The sequence below is a fragment of the Dyella sp. ASV21 genome (assembly GCF_016428975.1).
GTDB lineage: Bacteria > Pseudomonadota > Gammaproteobacteria > Xanthomonadales > Rhodanobacteraceae > Dyella.
This window is the reverse complement of sequence record NZ_JAELTT010000076.1, coordinates 1-17,883: the sequence shown is the minus strand read 5'-3', so window position 1 is coordinate 17,883 and position 17,883 is coordinate 1. Positions and strand designations below refer to the sequence as shown.

Annotated in this window: 17 protein-coding genes; 12 read left to right on the top strand and 5 right to left on the bottom strand. The window is 65.9% G+C overall.

Translation table 11 applies throughout. The features are described 5' to 3' along the window. A partial coding sequence (gene dprA / locus JHD67_RS18295) for a DNA-processing protein DprA (RefSeq protein ID WP_199100629.1) occupies positions 1 to 953 on the bottom strand: 953 nt, incomplete at its 3' end. Positions 954 to 1,032: 79 nt separating this feature from the next. Continuing rightward, positions 1,033 to 2,160: a LysM domain-containing protein gene (locus JHD67_RS18290; RefSeq protein WP_199100628.1), complete on the bottom strand. Its 1,128-nt coding sequence runs from the start codon at positions 2,158 to 2,160 to the stop codon at positions 1,033 to 1,035. A gap of 188 nt (positions 2,161 to 2,348) precedes the next feature. On the opposite strand from JHD67_RS18290, the gene def reads away from it, so the two are divergent. The 6 genes from def to JHD67_RS18260 all read left to right on the top strand — a co-directional run bounded on the left by def (position 2,349) and on the right by JHD67_RS18260 (position 9,524). Continuing rightward, the gene (gene def, locus JHD67_RS18285; protein WP_199100627.1) at positions 2,349 to 2,858 is read left to right on the top strand and encodes a peptide deformylase; all 510 of its coding nucleotides are present in this window, start codon (positions 2,349 to 2,351) and stop codon (positions 2,856 to 2,858) included. Then, on the top strand, positions 2,855 to 3,781 hold the full coding sequence (gene fmt / locus JHD67_RS18280) for a methionyl-tRNA formyltransferase (RefSeq protein ID WP_233172039.1): 927 nt from the start codon (positions 2,855 to 2,857) through the stop codon (positions 3,779 to 3,781). Before def ends, fmt begins: the two co-directional genes overlap by 4 nt. A gap of 161 nt (positions 3,782 to 3,942) precedes the next feature. Next, positions 3,943 to 5,238: a 16S rRNA (cytosine(967)-C(5))-methyltransferase RsmB gene (gene rsmB / locus JHD67_RS18275; RefSeq protein ID WP_199100626.1), complete on the top strand. Its 1,296-nt coding sequence runs from the start codon at positions 3,943 to 3,945 to the stop codon at positions 5,236 to 5,238. 101 nt (positions 5,239 to 5,339) lie between these two features. Then, entirely contained in the window at positions 5,340 to 7,070 is a 1,731-nt protein-coding gene (locus tag JHD67_RS18270) for a glycosyltransferase family 39 protein (RefSeq protein WP_199100625.1), read from the top strand. 156 nt (positions 7,071 to 7,226) lie between these two features. Then, on the top strand, positions 7,227 to 8,516 hold the full coding sequence (locus JHD67_RS18265; RefSeq protein WP_199100624.1) for an O-antigen ligase family protein: 1,290 nt from the start codon (positions 7,227 to 7,229) through the stop codon (positions 8,514 to 8,516). Further along, positions 8,517 to 9,524 (top strand): glycosyltransferase, encoded by a 1,008-nt coding sequence (locus JHD67_RS18260; protein WP_199100623.1) that lies wholly within the window; start codon positions 8,517 to 8,519, stop codon positions 9,522 to 9,524. It begins immediately after the preceding gene. Here the strand turns inward: JHD67_RS18260 and JHD67_RS18255 are convergent. Next, a complete protein-coding gene (locus JHD67_RS18255) occupies positions 9,503 to 10,348 on the bottom strand; it encodes a glycosyltransferase family 2 protein (protein WP_199100622.1) in 846 nt (281 codons plus the stop codon). The genes JHD67_RS18260 and JHD67_RS18255 overlap by 22 nt on opposite strands. Positions 10,349 to 10,354: 6 nt before the next feature. Continuing rightward, the gene (locus tag JHD67_RS18250; protein WP_199100621.1) at positions 10,355 to 11,200 is read right to left on the bottom strand and encodes a glycosyltransferase family 2 protein; all 846 of its coding nucleotides are present in this window, start codon (positions 11,198 to 11,200) and stop codon (positions 10,355 to 10,357) included. A gap of 145 nt (positions 11,201 to 11,345) precedes the next feature. Here JHD67_RS18250 and JHD67_RS18245 point away from each other — a divergent pair, with 145 nt between their 5' ends. The 4 genes from JHD67_RS18245 (at position 11,346) to JHD67_RS18230 (ending at position 15,344) form a co-directional block, all read left to right on the top strand. Beyond that, entirely contained in the window at positions 11,346 to 12,161 is an 816-nt protein-coding gene (locus tag JHD67_RS18245) for a glycosyltransferase family 2 protein (protein WP_199100620.1), read from the top strand. Next, positions 12,158 to 13,192: a CDP-glycerol glycerophosphotransferase family protein gene (locus JHD67_RS18240; protein WP_199100619.1), complete on the top strand. Its 1,035-nt coding sequence runs from the start codon at positions 12,158 to 12,160 to the stop codon at positions 13,190 to 13,192. The genes JHD67_RS18245 and JHD67_RS18240 overlap by 4 nt, the downstream gene beginning before the upstream one ends. 122 nt (positions 13,193 to 13,314) lie before the next feature. Then, positions 13,315 to 15,021 (top strand): glycosyltransferase family 39 protein, encoded by a 1,707-nt coding sequence (locus JHD67_RS18235; RefSeq protein ID WP_199100618.1) that lies wholly within the window; start codon positions 13,315 to 13,317, stop codon positions 15,019 to 15,021. After that, on the top strand, positions 15,018 to 15,344 hold the full coding sequence (locus JHD67_RS18230; RefSeq protein WP_199100617.1) for a hypothetical protein: 327 nt from the start codon (positions 15,018 to 15,020) through the stop codon (positions 15,342 to 15,344). The genes JHD67_RS18235 and JHD67_RS18230 overlap by 4 nt, the downstream gene beginning before the upstream one ends. Positions 15,345 to 15,348: 4 nt before the next feature. On the opposite strand, the gene JHD67_RS18225 is transcribed toward JHD67_RS18230, so the two are convergent. Further along, positions 15,349 to 16,242 carry a lipid A biosynthesis acyltransferase gene (locus JHD67_RS18225; protein WP_199100616.1) on the bottom strand — a complete coding sequence of 298 codons (894 nt, stop codon included), beginning with the start codon at positions 16,240 to 16,242 and terminating at the stop codon, positions 15,349 to 15,351. A 108-nt stretch (positions 16,243 to 16,350) separates the two neighbouring features. Here JHD67_RS18225 and dtd point away from each other — a divergent pair, with 108 nt between their 5' ends. Beyond that, positions 16,351 to 16,791, top strand: a complete 441-nt coding sequence (gene dtd / locus JHD67_RS18220) for a D-aminoacyl-tRNA deacylase (RefSeq protein ID WP_199100615.1) — start codon at positions 16,351 to 16,353, stop codon at positions 16,789 to 16,791. Between the two features lie 166 nt (positions 16,792 to 16,957). Next, a partial coding sequence (locus JHD67_RS18215; protein ID WP_304487906.1) for an RNA polymerase sigma factor region1.1 domain-containing protein occupies positions 16,958 to 17,883 on the top strand: 926 nt, incomplete at its 3' end.

Below are 17,883 nucleotides of genomic sequence, written 5' to 3'. Positions count from 1 at the left end.
GTATCGGTATCGGCGTCCTGGGGGCAGGCTGGAGTAACAAGGGTATCGAGCCGGCAAGCCAGTTCGCGCCCCAGGGCAATCGCCCCTGGCGTCAGCACTTCCACCATTTCGCTGGCCGTTTCCACCAGCCGGGCACCATCGCGAATGAGACGATGACACCCTTGGGCGAGCGGATTATGAATGGAACCGGGCAACGCGAACACCTCGCGCCCGCTTTCGACCGCCAGCCGGGCGGTAATCAGGGACCCCGATTGCAGTCCGGCCTCGATCACCAGGGTTCCCAGCGCCAACCCGGCCAGTAGCCGGTTGCGGCGCGGAAAATGGTCGGCGCGCGCAGGCGTGCCCGGCGGAAATTCGCTGACGAGCGCGCCCTGGGCCGCAATGCGCCGGGCCAATTCATGGTGTTTGCGCGGATACACCCGATCCGCCCCGGTACCGATGACGGCGACAGTGGGCAAATCGGCATCCAATGCGCCCAGGTGAGCGGCTCCATCGATGCCATCGGCCATGCCGCTGACAATCACGAAGCCGGCCAGCCCCAACGCGGTGGCGAATGCGCGCGCATGGCCGCGCCCACCCAGGCTGGCCGCGCGGGCGCCCACGATCGCCACCTGGGGCTGCAGCAGCAGGCTGGCCTGCCCCGCCACGAACAGGGCCGCCGGCGGCTGCGCGATGGCCTCCAGCAAGGGCGGGAAATCCTCGTCGGTGCACACCAGCAGGCGATGATCAGGAGCCTCCAGCCAGGCCTGATCGGCCGCAAGCCGGCGCTCGTCAGGCCGCTGCAGCCAGTGGCGAGCGGGCTCCGGCAGGCTGGCGGCCCGGGCGCGCAGCGCCTCCCATACGGCGGCGGCATCGCCGTGATGAGCCGCCAGTTGTTCGCGCAGGCCAGCGGGGCCCAGGCCGGGGGTACGCAGCAGTAACAGCCAGGGGCGGTAGCGCGCGGCATCACTCATACCGCTAAGCCTAGGCGCACCCACCAATGAAAACGGCGCGGTGGACACCGCGCCGTTACGTCATCGGGTATCGCCAGGCTTACTCAGGCAGTTCAAGCTTGTCCCGTTTATGCACCGGGCGCAGGCCATCCATGATCAAGCCGTAGCTCACGCGATCAAAGGTGCGGAACACCATCACGTGGCCCACGAACTCCTGCGGCAAGGTCACCTTTTTGCCGGTGCCACGATCCCAGCTATCGCTGGCGACGTCGTCTGCGATGGTCTCGCCCGGCTGGTAGATGGAGTAGGTCTGGCCGTTCTCTACGCCATCCTTAGCGCCGATATTGAGCGCCACCACCTGGTGCGGACCCACGGCATCGTAGGCATCGGTAAAGGCGATCACGCGCGCATTGCCCGCCAGCGATTTGGGTGCATGCGGGTAGTAGTACGGATCGTAGGGCTTGTCGTCGACCGGCATGATGCGATCGCCCTTGCGGATCTCCATGGTGGAGTCCAGCAGGAGCAAGGTGGACGGATCACCGGTGCGCAGCACTTCGGCATTGCCGATCACCGTGACCTCGGTGCCGATCTCCTTGCCACGGCCGTAGTGACCGTCGTCGCGGAAATCCTCCTTCCACGGCGTACGCGTCATCGACACGTCGCTGTCGAGCGGATGGCCCACCAGGTCGGCGCCGTTGTCGCGGCCCTTGCTCTCGTCGAAATTGCGGAAGACCTGGGTAGGACGCACGATCACAAAGCGCTGGCCCGGCTGGGCGTTGAGATTGCGCACGTAGACGTTACGACCCACCGTGCCGCGCAAATCCGCCTCCTCAAAGCCCACCACATAGGGCAGCGCGGAGACTTCATTGGAGTCGAGCACACGCATTTCCTTGAGGAAAATTTGCAGCTGCGACAGCGGAATGGCCGGAATCGCCTCACCCTCGGTACGCACACGCGGCTGCAAGCCAAGGTGCGGGCCATTGATGAAGGAGAGATTGAGCACATCGCCCGGATAAATCAGGTGCGGGTTCTGCACCTGCGGGTTGGCCTGCCAGATCTCCGGCCATAGCCAGGGCTTGGACAGGAAACGTGCAGAGATCGCCCAGAGCGTATCGCCCTTGCGCACCGTATAGGTATCGGGGTGATCGGCACGCAGTTGCGCGCCCGCAGCATAAACGGCCACCGTGACCAGCATGCCGGCCAGCAGCCCAATGGACTTTCTGATCATAAACGGGAATCCCCCATCCCCCGACGCTCGGGCGAGTGTAACCGAACCACTTGTTCACGCAACCAGTCCCAGTTGGCAAAACGGCATGCCAGACGGGGGCTTGGCGGCGTACAATGAGGGTCATTCTAGATCGCGCCTGGGCTTGGATTTCACCGATTCGCCCGCAGTTTGCGCGCTGAGGTAAAACCATGTCCGTTCTGACCATCATCGAATTCCCCGACCCCCGCCTGCGCACCAAGGCCGAGCCAGTGCGCGTGTTCGACGCCGAGCTGAAGCAATTCGTGGCCGACATGTTCGAGACCATGTATGCCGCCAACGGCGTGGGTCTGGCGGCCACCCAGGTCAACGTGCACCGGCAAGTGCTGGTGGCCGACATGAGCGACGAGCGCAACGAGCCGCTGGCGCTGATCAATGCGCAGATCATCGAGAAGGATGGCGCCCAGGTGTACCAGGAAGGCTGCCTGTCGTTCCCCGGCATCTATGCCGATGTGACGCGCGCACTGAAGGTCAAGGTGAAGGCGCACGACGTGGACGGCAACGAGTTCGTCTACGAAGCCGAAGGCCCGCTCGCCGTGTGCATCCAGCATGAGCTGGATCACCTGGCCGGCAAGGTGTTCGTCGATTACCTCTCGCCACTCAAGCGCTCCATGCTGCTCAAGCGCCTGGAAAAACAGCGCAAGCAGGCGGCCAGCGCTTGAAGCTGCGCGTCGTCTTCGCGGGCACTCCCGAGTTTTCCGTTCCCTGCCTCGAAGCCTGCCGCGCCAGCGGCGCCGAGGTGGTGGCCGTATACACCCAGCCGGACCGCCCAGCCGGGCGCGGCCGCAAGCTCACGCCCAGCCCGGTAAAGCAGGCGGCGCTGGAGGCCGGCATTCCGGTCGAGCAGCCCGAGTCGCTCAAATCGCCCGAAACGCGCGCCACCCTGGCGGCTTATGCGCCGGACCTGATGGTGGTGGTGGCCTATGGCCTGATCCTGCCGCGCAAGGTATTGGCTACGCCGCGCCTGGGCTGCTGGAACGTGCATGCCAGCCTGCTGCCGCGCTGGCGCGGCGCCGCGCCGATCCAGCGCGCCATCCTGGCGGGCGATGCCGAGAGCGGCGTCGATCTGATGCAAATGGAAGCCGGCCTGGATACCGGCCCGGTGCTGCTGGAACGACGCACGCCGATCAGCCCCGACGACACCGGCGGTTCGCTGCATGACCGCCTTTCCGCGCTGGGTGCCGAGGTGCTCGCCGAGGGCCTGGCTCGCGTACTGGCCGGCGAAACGCTTGCCGTCCGACCGCAGCCGGAAGAAGGCGTGACCTACGCGCACAAGCTGGACAAGGCCGAGGCACGTTTGGACTTCACCCGCCCAGCGGCCGAGCTGGAGCGCAAGGTGCGTGCGTTCGACCCTTGGCCGGTGGCCGAGGGCGAGGTGGGTAGCGAACTGCTGCGCATCTGGGCCGCGCGAGCCGTCCCCGCCGACGCCGTGGCCGTTCCCGGCAGCGTGCTGGGCATGAGCCGTGAAGGCATCGATGTGGCCTGCGGCGAAGGCGCGCTGCGCATCACCGCGCTGCAACGCGCGGGCGGCAAGCGCATCAGTGCCGCCGATTACCTCAATGCCCTGAAGACCCGACCCGCCTGAGTCGTCCTTCGGGCGAAAAGGTAGTGCGCCGGGATGCTGGCCTCACCGCAAACCAGGTATCGCGGCGTGTACCGAAGCACCACGGGATATCGGCTACGGTCCGGGGTTCTAACGATGTTTCCACTCTCGCCACTCACTTCTCTCCACTATCTTCTGGCTCGATGACCGACACACGCGCCCTTGCTGCCCAAGCCCTCGCCGACGTCGCCCTGCGCGGCGCCTCGCTACGCGACGCCATGGAGCGCTACGCGCCGCGGCTCGCCGACCCACGTGATCGCGCCCTGTTGATGGCGCTGCTGAGCGATGGTTCGCGCTGGTGGCTGCGTTTCGACAGCGCGCTCGACCGCCTGCTGGAGAAACCGCTGCGGCAGAAGGAGCCGGCCATCCACGCGCTGCTGGTGCTGGGTTTGGTGCAGCTGGAGATCCTGCAGCTGCCGGACTACGCCGCCGTGGCCGCCACCGTGCAGGCAGCCCGAGCGCTGCAACGACCGCGCATGGCGGGGCTGGTAAATGCCGTACTGCGCCGCTGGCAGCGCGAGCGTGCCGAGCTGCTCGCGGCACTCGATGCCAAGCCGCAGACACGGCATGCGCATCCGGTGTGGCTGGCCAAGGCACTGGCTCGCGACTGGCCCGCGCAGGCCGATGCGGTAATGGCCGCCGATAATCGCGAGCCACCACTGATGCTGCGCGTGAACCGCCGCCGCGCCCGGCGCGACGACCTGATCGAACGTTTGCGTGCGGATGGCTATACGGCCGACGCGCATCCCTGGCTCACTGACGGCATCGTGTTGCCACACAGCGCCGACGTGACACGCATGCCCGGTTTCGCCGCCGGCGAGTTTGCCGTACAGGATGGCGCCGCCCAGATCGCCGCCGATCTCGCCGACCTGCGTGATGGCCAACGCGTGCTGGACGCCTGCGCCGCGCCAGGGGGTAAGGCTTGCCATCTACTGGAGCGAGCCGACGTGGCGATGACCGCCCTGGAGTTCGACGCCAAGCGTGCCCAGCGCATCCACCAGAACCTGGAACGCCTGGGCTTGCGCGCCAAGGTGGTGATCGGCGACGCGGGGGAGCCGGCGCCCTGGTGGGATGGCCAGCTGTTCGACCGCATTCTTATCGACGCCCCGTGCTCGGCCACCGGCGTGCTTCGCCGCCGACCGGATGTGCGCCTGCACCGCCGTGACAGCGATATCGCCCCCTTGGTGGCCCAGCAGAAACGCATCCTCGCCGCGCTATGGCCCCTGCTGGCCCCGGGCGGCCGCCTGATCTACATCACCTGCGCCCTGTTGCGGGCCGAGAACGAAGGCGTCGTCGGCGAATGGCTGGCAAACCAGCCGGATGCCCGCGTCGCCGCGATCGAGCTGGCCGTCGGCCAGCCCGCCAGCGTGGGTTGGCAGATACTGCCGGGCGATGGCGACCTGGACGGCATGTACTATGCCGTCCTTGAAAAGGCCTGACGCGACCGCGTGAATCGGCGCCACTGAGGGGGTCTGCGTGTGGGGGCGCGGGCCTGTAGTTACTTGTTTGCGACGCGGCCATGCCGCTCCGGAACCCACGCATGCTCGCTTCATCCCAAGCCACGCCCCAGGAACGCCGCCGCTTCTGGCTCTTGTTGCTGATCGCCCTGGTAGTGATCGGCGCCGGCATGGGCCTGCGCGATCCCTGGCCCTCGGACGAGCCGCGCTTCGCGCTTGCCGCCAAGCAAATGGTGGAGAGCGGCGACTGGTTGTTCCCGCATCGTGGCAGCGAGCTGTACTCGGACAAGCCGCCCATGCTGTTCTGGCTGGAAGCGGCCAGCTATCAGGCGGTGCGCAACTGGCGCATCGCCTTCCTGCTGCCCTCGCTACTGGCCGCACTGGCCAGCCTGCTGTTGGTCTATGACCTGGGTCGCCGACTGTGGAACCGGCAGGTGGGCCTGTATGCCGCCTCGGCGCTGCTGATCACGTTCCAGTTCATTTACCAGACCAAGCGCGCGCAGATCGACCCCTTGGTGCTCGGCTACATCACCGCCGCCAACTGGGGTCTGCTGGTGCATATGCTCAAGGGGCCGCATTGGCGGGCCTACTGGTTCGGCTGCTTCTGCGCTGGCCTGGGCATCATCACCAAGGGCGTCGGCGTGCTGGCACTGCTGCTGTTCGTGCCCTATCTGGTGGCTCTGTTCGGCCAATGGCACGGCGTGTCGCGACCGGGTGCGGGTGCCTGGTGGCGCTGGCTGCTGGGCCTGGTGGCGCTGGCGGCAGCGATGGCGCTATGGCTGCTACCCATGCTGCTGGGCGCCAAGGCCCACGCCGGCGACCCGGCCTATGCGGAGTACGTGCACGACATCCTGTTCCACCAGACGGCGGGCCGTTACAGCAAGTCGTGGGATCACCACCATCCGGCGCTCTACTACATACCAATCATCCTGTTTACCTGGTTGCCGCTGTCGCTGACCTATCCCGGCACGCTGCCGCGCTGGTGGCAGGCGCTCAAGGCCAAGGATGCGCGCATCCTGCTGCCGCTCGGCTGGATCGTGCTGCTGCTGGTGTTCTTTTCCATCCCCAAGGGCAAGCGCGACGTCTACATCATGCCGGCGTTGCCCATGCTGGCCCTGATCTCCGCGCCGTACCTGGACGAGCTGCTGAAGAAGCGCTGGCTGCGCGCGGCCGGACTGTCCTTTATCGGGCTGATGGGCACCGCCATGCTGCTGGTGGGTGGCGCGGCCCTGCTGGCGCACCCCAAGTTCGCCAGCGACTTTGCCACCGCACGCGGCTTCGAGGACGGCGGCCACGCGCTGTGGCTTATGTTTGTCTGCATAGGCCTCATCCAACTGTTGCTGATCGCCACCCTGCGCCTGCGGCGCGCGGTAGCGGCCGTGGCGGGCGGTATGGCGGCGATGTGGCTGGTATGGAGCCTCTGGGCCTATCCCATCCTCAACGACTCCAGCTCCTCGGCCGGCCTGATGGCCGAGGTGCGCAGCAAACTCGGCCCCGGTGACGAACTGGGCATGGTGGCCTGGAAGGAACAGAACCTGCTGATGCTGGATCGCCCCGCCGTCGACTTCGGGTTCACCCAGCCCTGGCATGACCAGTACGCCGCCGCCGTTACCTGGCAGGCGCAGGACCCGGCGCACCGCTGGCTGTTCGCCCTCGACCCGGTCATGGCTCAATGCGTGGACCGCAGCAAGGCCACCAGCCTGGGTCACGCCAACCGGCGTGAGTGGTGGATGTTCAAGGCCGACGCCGTGGTGCCGGGCTGCCTGCCGGACGAGAGCGTGGACCGCGTGCCCGCCAACAACCCCGACGACTGAAGCCGCGCGCTCATAAATGAAACGCACAGTTAGATGAATAGTGCTTCAGATAGAGGAGCCAACCGTCAGATCGTGCGACCCGCTTGCCTTATGCTCTCGCCGGCCGACCCTTTGTGTAGGCAGCCTGGCTCCATTGGTCGTGAATAGAACATCAGAATGACTGGCTCCATCCCAGACACCCATCATCGCAAAGCCGGCACCTATAGCGCCTGGGCCGCTGCAGCCTTGTTGTCGACCCTGCCGTTCTGCTTTACAACGCCTTACGACATCAAGACCGTGCTGGTAGGCATCGCGTTCGTGTGGGGCATCGTCACCCTGTGCACCCGGGCGGATACGCGCCAGGCATACCGCTCGGCGGCCCTGATCGTTGCAGTGTTCCTGCTGCATATGATCATCAACCTGATCAACATCCAGATCCACCACCTGGGCTGGAAGCAGGCCGACCTGCCATCGCAGATCCTGCTGTTCGTCATTCTCTCCGCGCTATTCGCCCGGCCCTGGAAAGAGCACTTGTTCTGGGCGATGGTGAGTGCCACGGCGATCCTGCTTGGCGGCACCAGCCTTTGGCAGCACTACCTTCAGGACATCCCGCGACCTTACGGACTGAACGGCAAGGACTGGGGTTCGATCGAGTACGCCATGGTGATGCTGGCCATGTCGTTGCTCGCCATCATCCAGCTCATGCGCCGCCCATGCCCGAAGCCGCTCCGATTGCTCCATGGCGTCGCCGCAGCCATGACGTTCTATGGCGCGCTGCTTACGCAAAGTCGCGGTCCGCTGCTGGCCTTTGCCGTGGCGTTGGTATTGGTGCTGTCGCTGCACTTTCACCGCCAGCGCGCCTGGTCGTTCACTGCTGGCGCCGTTGCAGGGGCGTTATTGCTGATCGGCGGCGGCTCGCTGTCACTCAATGACAAGATTCGCGAACGCTTTCTGGAAGTTCACACCGAAGTCGTGTCTTACAGTCCCGCCCGCGCCAATGGCGCTGTGCGCGAGCGCCTGGAAATGTGGCGCACGGCCTGGCGCGCGTTCCGCGAGCACCCGTGGAACGGCGTGGGCGTAAACCAGTTCGGCAAGTACTCCCAAGCCCAGGTGGCCCTGGGCAACGCCAACGAAAGCATCGCAAAGTATCAGCATCCGCACAGCGAATACCTTGAAGCGTTATCCACCCTGGGAGTGACGGGTGGCATCACCATCATCTTGATTTTCGTACTGCCACTGATCTACTTCCTGCGCCATGCCGGCGACCCCTGTGAACGAGTGGCCACGCAAGCCGGCGCAGGTGCGGGCGTGGTGTTACTGTTCGCGCTGTGCGCCCTGACCGACAACGTGTTTTATCGTCCGATGCCTCAATCCATCTACATGTTCTTCGTGCTGGGGTTGGTATTGAGCATCGCGTACCAGCATCGGCGCATGATCTTCGGCGCCCCTACGCAAACGGCTGGATAAATGGCCCTCATCCATTTGCTTGCCTGGGACAACCAGCGCGGCTTGAGCCACGATCTTCGACTGGTTGAGCAAGCCCTGCGGGAGCAGGGGCATGAGGTGCGCATCACTCGATTGGGACCACGCTGGCAGGATGGCCGCTGGCGAGCCGTGGGGCAACGGCTGAGCCTGTGGTGGCACTGGGCCAAATCGTTGGGCCGCAAGCCGCGCCGCTACGACGTAAACATCGCTTTGGAAACGGTGCGCCCGCGCTTTTTTAGCCTGGCCCGATTCAACTTGATCCTGCCGCACCCGGAGTGGTTCCCGCCGATCAGCCAGCGCTTTGTGGGCCACTACGACGGCGTGCTTACCAAAACCGCCGTCGGCAAAGCGATCTTTACCCCCATTGCTCGACAAGTGCTGCCGATCGGCTTTACCAGCTGTGACCGTCTGGATCCCGACGAGCCCAAACGCGCGGACTTCCTGCATGTGGCGGGGGCCAGCACCATGAAAGGCACCGCGCGCCTGCTCGAAGTGTGGCAGCGTCACCCGGAATGGCCCATGCTCACGGTGCTGCAGTCGCCCGAAGTGGTCGATCCCGCCCATGCCGTGGTGGCACCCAATATCCACCACCGCGTCGAGCGCGTGCCGGACGACGAACTGCGCACACTGCAGAACAGCCACGCGTTCCACCTGTGCCTATCGGAAACCGAAGGCTGGGGGCACTACCTGGTAGAAGCCATGAGCTGCCGCGCCGTGGTCATCACCTGCGACGCGCCACCGATGAACGAACTGGTCAGTGCCGAACGCGGCCTGCTGGTGGCCGCCTCGCCATGCGGAGAATGCCAGCTGGCAACCCGCTACGCCTTCGAACCGGAGGATCTGGAGCGGGTCATTGCCACCGCCGCTGCCATGACCCCGGAACAACGCGAACACGTGGGTGACCGTGCTCGTGCCTGGTTCCTGAAGGTGCAGCACGCCTTCCCCGCGCAGTTGGGCCGCACGATCGATCAGCTGCTGCGCGAGCCCTGACCGTCGGTCAGCGCCCGCGGCGGCACGGCGAACTCCGCCAAGTGCTGCTCCAACCCCAACGTGCAGCGCACCGCCCGTGTGGCCCGCGTGGCTTCCACCACGGCGTCGTTCGGGTTATCGCGTCGATCGTGCTTGCGCGAACGGTGATACAGGTGCCAGGCCAACGCACTGAAGCGCACATCGCGCCGCCATAGGCCTGCGTGCAGCCCACGAATGGCCAGTTCCAGGTCTTCACGACCCCAGCCGGTCATCGCCTCGTTGAAGCCGTTGATACGAATGAGATCCTCGCGCCAGAACGCCATGTTGCAGCTCTTGATGCCCTTGGTGCGTTGCGACGGTTTGGCATACAGGCCAGCCAGCCAAGGCAGGCGCAGCGTATGACGACGACGCTCGATACCTGGCGTGAAAAAGCCCACCTCGGTATCACCCTGATCCATCAGGCGACGGGAATTACCCTCGTCCAGCAGCACGCGCGAACCCTGGATGAAACATCCCTGACGCGCAAAGCGGCGATGATCGGCGATGAAGTGGCGCTCGGTGACCATGTCGCCGTCGAGCAACACGATGTAATCCCCGCGCGCCGCCGCGATGCCGCGATTGCGCGCGCGACTCATGCGCGCACCATCGTCGGGTTGCCACACATGCACCAGGCGACACGGGTAATCCTGGGCAAGACGCGCGAGCAGTTCGCGCGTTTCCTCACGCGAGCCATCGTCGGTCACGATCACTTCGTACGGCAGCTCGCTCTGGCGCGCCAACGCCTTGAGCACCAGCGCCAGTGCGGTGGGCCAGTTGTAGGTAATGACCACTACGCTGATACGCATCGACGCTCACACTCCCTGGCGATGGCGGGGGCGCAAATCGTCCGGGCGCTGGGCGAACTCCGCCAAATGCCCATCGATGCCGCGTTCGCAGCGCACCACCTTGTTGGCCAGCGTAGCCTCGAAACGAGCCTTGCCTGGATTCTCGCTGCCCAGGCTGCCACGCGAGGCGTGATGCAGGTGCGCGGCGATGGCGCAGAACTTGAGGCTGTAACGGGTGAGGCCGTAATGCAGGCAGCGCGCCGCCAGTTCGGTGTCCTCGTAGCCCCAGCCCACCATTGCCTCGTCGAAGCCGTTCACCGCCAGCAAATCGCTGCGCCAGTACGACTGATTGCAGCTCATGATGGTGGCGAGATCGTGGCGCGGACGCGCCTTCCAGCGGGCCAGCAGGGGCATGCGCAGCGCCTTGCTGCGACGATCCAGGCCCAGCGACCACGGCCCGATATCCAGACGCCCCGCCGCGATCAGGTGCTGCGTGCGCGGCGCGTTGAGCAGCACGCGCCCTCCCTGCAAAAAAGCCTGCGGCCGGGCGAACGCCACGTGGTCCTGCAGGAAGGCCGACTGCGGCACCATGTCGCCATCGAGCAACACCACATAGTCACCCGTCGCCGCCGCGATGCCGCGATTGCGCGCTCGCGCGGCGCGAAAGCCTGCGTGCGGCTGCCACACATAGCGCAGCGGTACCGGAAAGTGCTCGGCCACGCGCTGGATGGTGGCCAGCGTGTCCGGCCCCGAACCATCGTCAGTCACGATGACCTCCCACGGCCAGGGGCAGTGTTGCCGCGCCAGCGAGCGCAAGACCAGCTCAAGCGCCTGCGGCCATTCGTGAGTAAGTACGACGACGGAAATATGCATTGAAGCCTGGTGAGCGGGTACGCCGGATGAGCCAGTTAACAATAGCGTCAGCCACCTGAAGACGCCATTTCAACACGCCGCCCGGGGCGCCCTCGCTGCACCCGCACCGCCTGGGCCACGCCATGAGTTGGGATACCATGCGCGCATGCGCACCTACCCCCTTACCCTCGTGGTGATCACCTACAACGAGGCGAAAAGCATTGGCCGCTGCCTGGACAGCGTGCCCTTCGCCGCCGAAAAGCTGGTGATCGACAGTGGCAGCACCGACGACACCGTCGCCGTCGCCCAGGCCCATGGCGCCCGCGTGGTGCATCAACCGTGGCTGGGCTTTGGCCCGCAGCGCAATTTCGCCACCACCCAATGCGAGCATGAGTGGATCCTGGCGCTGGATGCCGACGAATACCTCACACCGGCCCTGGCGACCGAGCTGGAGCAGCGCCTGCCGGAGCTGATGGCCAGCGGTGCCTGCGCCGCCTTCCTGCGTCGCGCCACCATCTACATGGGCGCACCGATGCGCTGGTACCTGCCGGCGATGGGCGAGAAGATGGCGCGTCTGTTCCATCGCGATCGCGCCCGCTGGACCGATGCGCGCGTACACGAATCGCTGCGCTTCGATGGCCCCTCGATCACACTGACCGCGCCGTTCAACCACGAGAACAACCCCAGCCTGCCAGAGAAGCAGATCAAGGTACTGCGTTATGCGGAACTCAAATGCCGCGACTGGCTGGACAAGAACAAGCCGGTGCGCATGTGGCAGACGCCGCTTGTGTACCTGCTGGCCTTCCTCAAGGACTATCTGTTCCGCCTGGCCTTCCTGGACGGCTGGCGCGGTTTCGTGATCGCCCAGACGGCCGCCTCCTACGCCGCCTACAAGCGCATGCGCTACTACGAGATGCGCCGCAACCCGGCCTCGGTGCACAGTGCCGCCGACGCCTTGATCCGCCACGGAATCGATCGATGAGCAAGCAGCATTACCTTCTCTACGGCTCCGAGCGCTACGCGCTGGCCATTCTGCGCCCGGTGCAGGAAGCCATCCGCGCCCGCGGCGACGAAGCTGCCTGGTTCTTCGATGGCCCCGGCGCCGAAGATCTGGTGGAAGGGGAGCGCCTGCTCACCGTGCAGGAGGTACGCGCGTGGAAGCCGCGGGCGGTAATTACCTCCAGCAATGCCGTACCGCACTTCTTTCCGGGCGTGAAAGTGGAAACCTTCCACGGCTTCGACGCCGGCAAGCCTCGCCATGTTTATGTGCGCGGCTTCTTCGACCTGTACTGCACCACTGGGCCGCGCGACACCGCCAAGTTCAAGGAAATCGCCGACCGGGTGGGCCACTTCGCCGTGATCGAGACGGGCTTCCCCAAGCTCGACCCCTTCATGAAGGAGATCACCGGGCCCATTCCGCCGGTGCGCCAGCCGCCCGTGATCCTCTACCACTCCACCTTCTCGCCCTCATGGAGTGCGGCCGAAACCCTGTACGAGGAAGTGAAGCGGCTGTCGCGCGATGGTCGCTGGCGCTGGATCGTCACCTTCCACCCCAAGATGAATCCGGAAACGGTGGCCAAGTACAAGGCGCTGCAGAACGAGTACCTCAGCTTCGCGGAGAACGACAATATCCTGGAGCTGTTCCCGCAGGTCGACATGATGTGCTCGGATACCTCCTCGGCACTCAACGAGTTCCTGCTCACCGGCAAACCGGTGGTGACTTTCAAGAATCGACGCCCCGGTCCGCAGCTGATCGACATCGACGACGCCTCGCAGTTCGAGCCGGCCATCGAGCGGGCACTGGCACGGCCGCCTGAGCTGATGCAGGCCATCCGCGAGTACGGCGATGCCATCCACCCCTATCGCGATGGCCAATCCAGCGAACGCATCCTGCGGGCGATCGACACCTTCATCGCTGCAGGCGGCCGTAACCGTCGCCGCAAGCCCTGGAACCTGTGGCGAAAGCTCAAGCTCCGTCGCCGCATCGGCTACTGGGGCCCGGCCGGCGAATAAGCACACATCCCCGCGTGGCCGAGAGGCCACCGGGCGATGGTTAAACCCGCGCCGGCACAGGGGAAGGGTGGAGAAACCCCGGCTCGGGCTAGAATCGGCCCACCGAATCAAGAAGACTGCCCGTGGCATCCAGCAGCTACAGCCGCTCCGAACACCTGCGCTCCCTTTGGCCCTGGCTCCCGCTATGGGTAATGGCCGCCTTGTTGGCGATCTTTTCCCACGGGCCGATGCCGCTGTATTCCACGCGCACGCTGGCCGTGGCCTGGGAAATGTGGAACCACCATCAGTGGCTGGTACCGCACATCAACGGCCAGCCCTATAGCGAGAAGGTGCCGCTGCTGTTCTGGATGATCCACGCCGGCTGGCTGGTGTTCGGCGTAAGCGACGTTTGGCCGCGCGTGCTGGAGGTGATCTTCGGTGGCACCCAGCTGGTGCTGGTCTCCTTGCTGGCGCAGCGGCTGTTCCCGCGACAGCCGTGGGTGGCCAAGGGCGCGCCCTGGATGCTGCTGGCGCTGGGCTACGCGTTTCTGTTCGGCTTGCAGATCATGTACGAGGTACTGCTCGCCGTATGGGTGCTGGCAGCGCTGCTGAGCCTGACCTCGCGCGCCGACCGCGCCGAACCACGCTGGGTGTTGTTCGGGCTGTGCGTGGGCCTGGGCCTGCTCACCAAGGGCCCGGTGATGTTCCTGCATGTGGTCTTCCCTTGGCTGCTCGGCCCGCTGTGGAGCGACTGGGCACGCGACAACCGCGCGCGCTGGTATGGCCGCGGCGTGCTGGCCCTGCTGCTGGGTGGCGCGATGCTGCTGGCCTGGGCTCTGCCGGCGGGCTTTGCCGGTGGCGATGCGTATCGCCAGCGCCTGTTCTTTACCCAGACCGCCGGCCGCGTGGTGGATGCGTTCGACCACGCCCGCCCGTTCTGGTGGTACCTGCCGATGATCCCGGCGCTGCTGTTCCCGTTCAGTGGCTGGCCGCGCGCCTGGGTGGCGCTGGCCACGCTGCGCCGCCCGCTGGATGCGGGCCTGCGTTTTGCGCTGTGCTGGCTGCTGCCGGTGATGCTGACGTTCTCCTTCATCAGCGGCAAGCAGTTGTATTACCCGCTGCCGGAATACGCCGGCGCCGCCTTGCTGATCGCCGGCGCGGTGGCGGTGCTGCGCGAGCGTCGCCCGCAACTGGCCAACACCGCCTGGCTGGGCACCTGGCCGCTGGGCGTGGGCGGCATCTTGTTCGGCGTGTTCCTGTTCGTGCTGCCCGTACTGGTCGCGCATAACGGCCTGCACGGCGAGTGGTTCGACAGCACCCAGCGCTACAGCCGCTTCTTCAGCGTGGTGTTCGTGTTGCTGGGCGCACTGTTGCTGCTGCGCGGTCGCGGTGAACTGCGCCGGCTGGCTTTTGCCGGCCTGGTCGGCACGCTGGCGCTCAATACGCTGTTTACGCTGACCATGTGGCAGAACTTCGACCTGCGGCCGTCGGCCCAGCTGCTGGGTGCCGCCGATGCCGAGGGTCGCGCCATCGGCTACCTGGGCAACTACGAGGGCCAGTTCCACTTCGAAGGTCGCCTGACGCATGCCATCGAACGCCTCAGCGAGGGCGATTCGCTGCAAGCGTTTGTGCGCGAGCATCCCGATGGCCTGATCGTGACGCGCCCCGAGAAACTCCAGCCCACCGACCTGCGCTACCCGTTGCTGGTGCAGCCATTCCGCTCGACCTGGGTGGTGATCTGGCCCGCCAAGTCGCTGGGTGAGCTGCGCGCAGGTCGCGTACCGTCAGAGCCGCCGCATCCGACCCGCGTCTATCAGGTCGACGAGTGGCGTTTCCGCGCCCTGCAATGAACGCCACGCTGATCGCCAACCTGCGCGCCCAATGCGGCGGCCCGCGCGACGGCGCGCTGCTGCGCTTCTCCCTCGGCAACGCCTTGCTCGCAGCGGGCGATGCCGAAGGCGCGGCGACGGAACTGCGCCAGGCGGTGATCTTCGATGCGGGCTATTCGGCGGCCTGGAAATTATTAGGCAAGGCCAGCGTGGCCCTGAACGACACCGTCGCCGCCGCCGATGCCTGGCAGCACGGCATCGCCGCCGCGCAGGCGCGCGGCGACAAGCAGGCAGAGAAAGAGATGACCGTGTTCCTGCGCCGCCTGGAGCGACCCACGCCCTGAGCGATCAGTGGTTCTCGGTGTCGTAAGGGCTCGGCCGATCGTCCGCGGTGTAGCGCTTGTAATGCCACTGGTACTGGGCAAACGCCAGCTCCACGCATTGCTCCACGCCCTGGTTGAGTGCCCGGCAGGCCACCTTGAGATCCGCATCGACCAGACCCTGCGGCGCCGGCAGCAGATGGATGCGGTATCCCGCGCCCTGCGGCAAACGCTCGGCGAAGGCGAACAGCACCGTGGCGCCGGTGCGCGCGGCCAGGCGCGGCAACAGCACCATGGTCAGCGCATCGCGGCCAAAGAAGGGCGCGAACTCGCCTTCGCCGCCACGCGGCTTCTGATCCGGCAGGATGCCGACCGTGCCGCCCGCAGCCAGCCGCTTGTACAGCGTACGCACGCCGGCGCCCTCGGCACGCACCTGTTCGGGCGCCAGCGCGCCGCGCACCTTGCGCAGCAACCCCTCCACCGCCGCGATGCGCGGCGGGCGATACAGGATCGCCATTGGCGTCTTGCGGCACAGCCAATAGTTGAGCAGCTCCCAGCAGCCCAGGTGCGGTGCGGCGATGATCACGCCCTTGCCGGACGCCAGCGCGGCATCGAACAAGGCTTCGCCGCGCACTTCGCGCACCAGATCCAGCGCGCGCTCGGCATCGGTGCCCCAGATCTTGGCGATCTCCAGCGCGGATTTACCGCTCTCCGCCATCACCTCGCGCAGCAGGGTCGCGTGCGCGGGCTCGTCCAGGCCCGGACGCACGATGCGCAGGTTGACCGAGGTGAAGTGCGCGGTGCGGCTGTGTCGCCACAACGAGAACCTGCCGATACCGGCGCCGATGCGCTGCAGCAGGCGTAGCGGCAACGTGCCGATCAGGCGCAGCAGCCAATAGATGAGGGTAATGTCGAGTCGCATGAGCGCCGCAGTGTAGCCGCACCAAGGCGGCAATCGGCGACTGGTCAGGCTACCGTCGATGCCGGTGAGGCCCTAAGCTTCGCGCCATTGTCCTCGGCTGCCGCCTCCATGATCGCCCTGATTCAGCGCGTCCTGTCCGCTCGCGTGGACGTCGAACACGAAACCGTGGGCCAGATCGGCCCCGGCCTGCTGGCGCTCGTCGCGGTGCAACCGGGCGACGACGAAGCGCGCACCCGCCGCATGCTCGAACGCCTGCTGGGCTACCGCGTGTTCGCCGACGAACAGGGCCGCATGAACCGCTCGCTGACCGACGCCGGTGGCGAGCTGTTGCTGGTCAGCCAGTTCACCCTGGCCGCCGACACCCGCTCGGGCATGCGCCCCAGCTTCACCAGCGCCGCGAGCCCCGAAGAAGGCCGCCGCTGGTTCGATCGCCTGGTCGCGTTGGCCCGCGCCGCGCACCCCAGGGTGGAAATCGGCCGCTTCGGCGCCCATATGCAAGTTCACCTGGTCAACGACGGCCCGGTGACGTTCTGGCTGGAGACGCCGTGATCCACGCGGATAACAGCGCACTGCGCGTCCTTACACAAAAATCTCCGGAAGATGGCCATTTGGCGCGATTTTTGCGTAGGGCCGTCCCCATTTTTCTTCCTTGAAAACTGGTCAAAAAAGCATCACATCGGTATACTGATCGGTTCCGGCACAAGCGGCGGTAGGTATGAACAACAAAGCTCCCGAGCAACAGTCTGAAATCAAGGCGCTCATCTCCAAGGGTCTGGAGCAGGGCTACCTGACCTACGCCGAGATCAACGACCATCTGCCCGATGACATCGTCGATCCGGAGCAGATCGAAGACATCATGGCGGTGCTCAAGGGCGTCGGCATCGAAGTGCACGACGCGGCGCCGGACGCCGATCCGCTCGCCGATACCGCTGCGGGCAGCACCACCGACGACGAAGCCGCCGCGGAAGAAGCCGTGGCGCTGCTGTCGGCCGTCGATTCCGAAGTGGGCCGCACCACCGACCCCGTGCGCATGTACATGCGCGAAATGGGCACGGTGGAGCTGCTGACGCGCGAAGGCGAAATCGCCATCGCCAAGCGCATCGAAGAAGGCCTGGGCCAAGTGCAGACCGCACTGGCCACCTTCCCGCTCACCATCGAGCTGCTGCTCGAGGAATACGACCAGCATCTGGACGGCAAGCGCCGCCTGAGCGAAATCCTGGCCGGCTTTGCCGACCTCGAGGAAGCCGCCGACGCAGCCCAGGCCGCCGCGGCCGACGTGGAGCTGGACGAAGCCGGCGACGACGTCGACGAAGAAGAAGACGATGCCGCCGTGGACGAGGAGGCCGGCCCGACCGGTCCCGACCCGGAAGAGGTCAAGCGTCGCATGGAACTGCTGCGCGACTACTACGGCAAGTTCCAGAAGGCCGCCCCCAAGGCCACCGACGTCAACGACAAGAAGGTCGTGAAGCTGCGTGACCAGATGGCGGAGGAGTTCCTCAAGCTCAAGCTGCCGTCCGCGCTGATCGATGGCTTCGTGCGCAAGCTGCGCGAAGTGGTCAACGACATCCGTCACCACGAGCGCGTGCTGATGGAGATCTTCGTCAAGCACGTGAAGATGCCCAAGGCCGAGTTCCTCAAGAC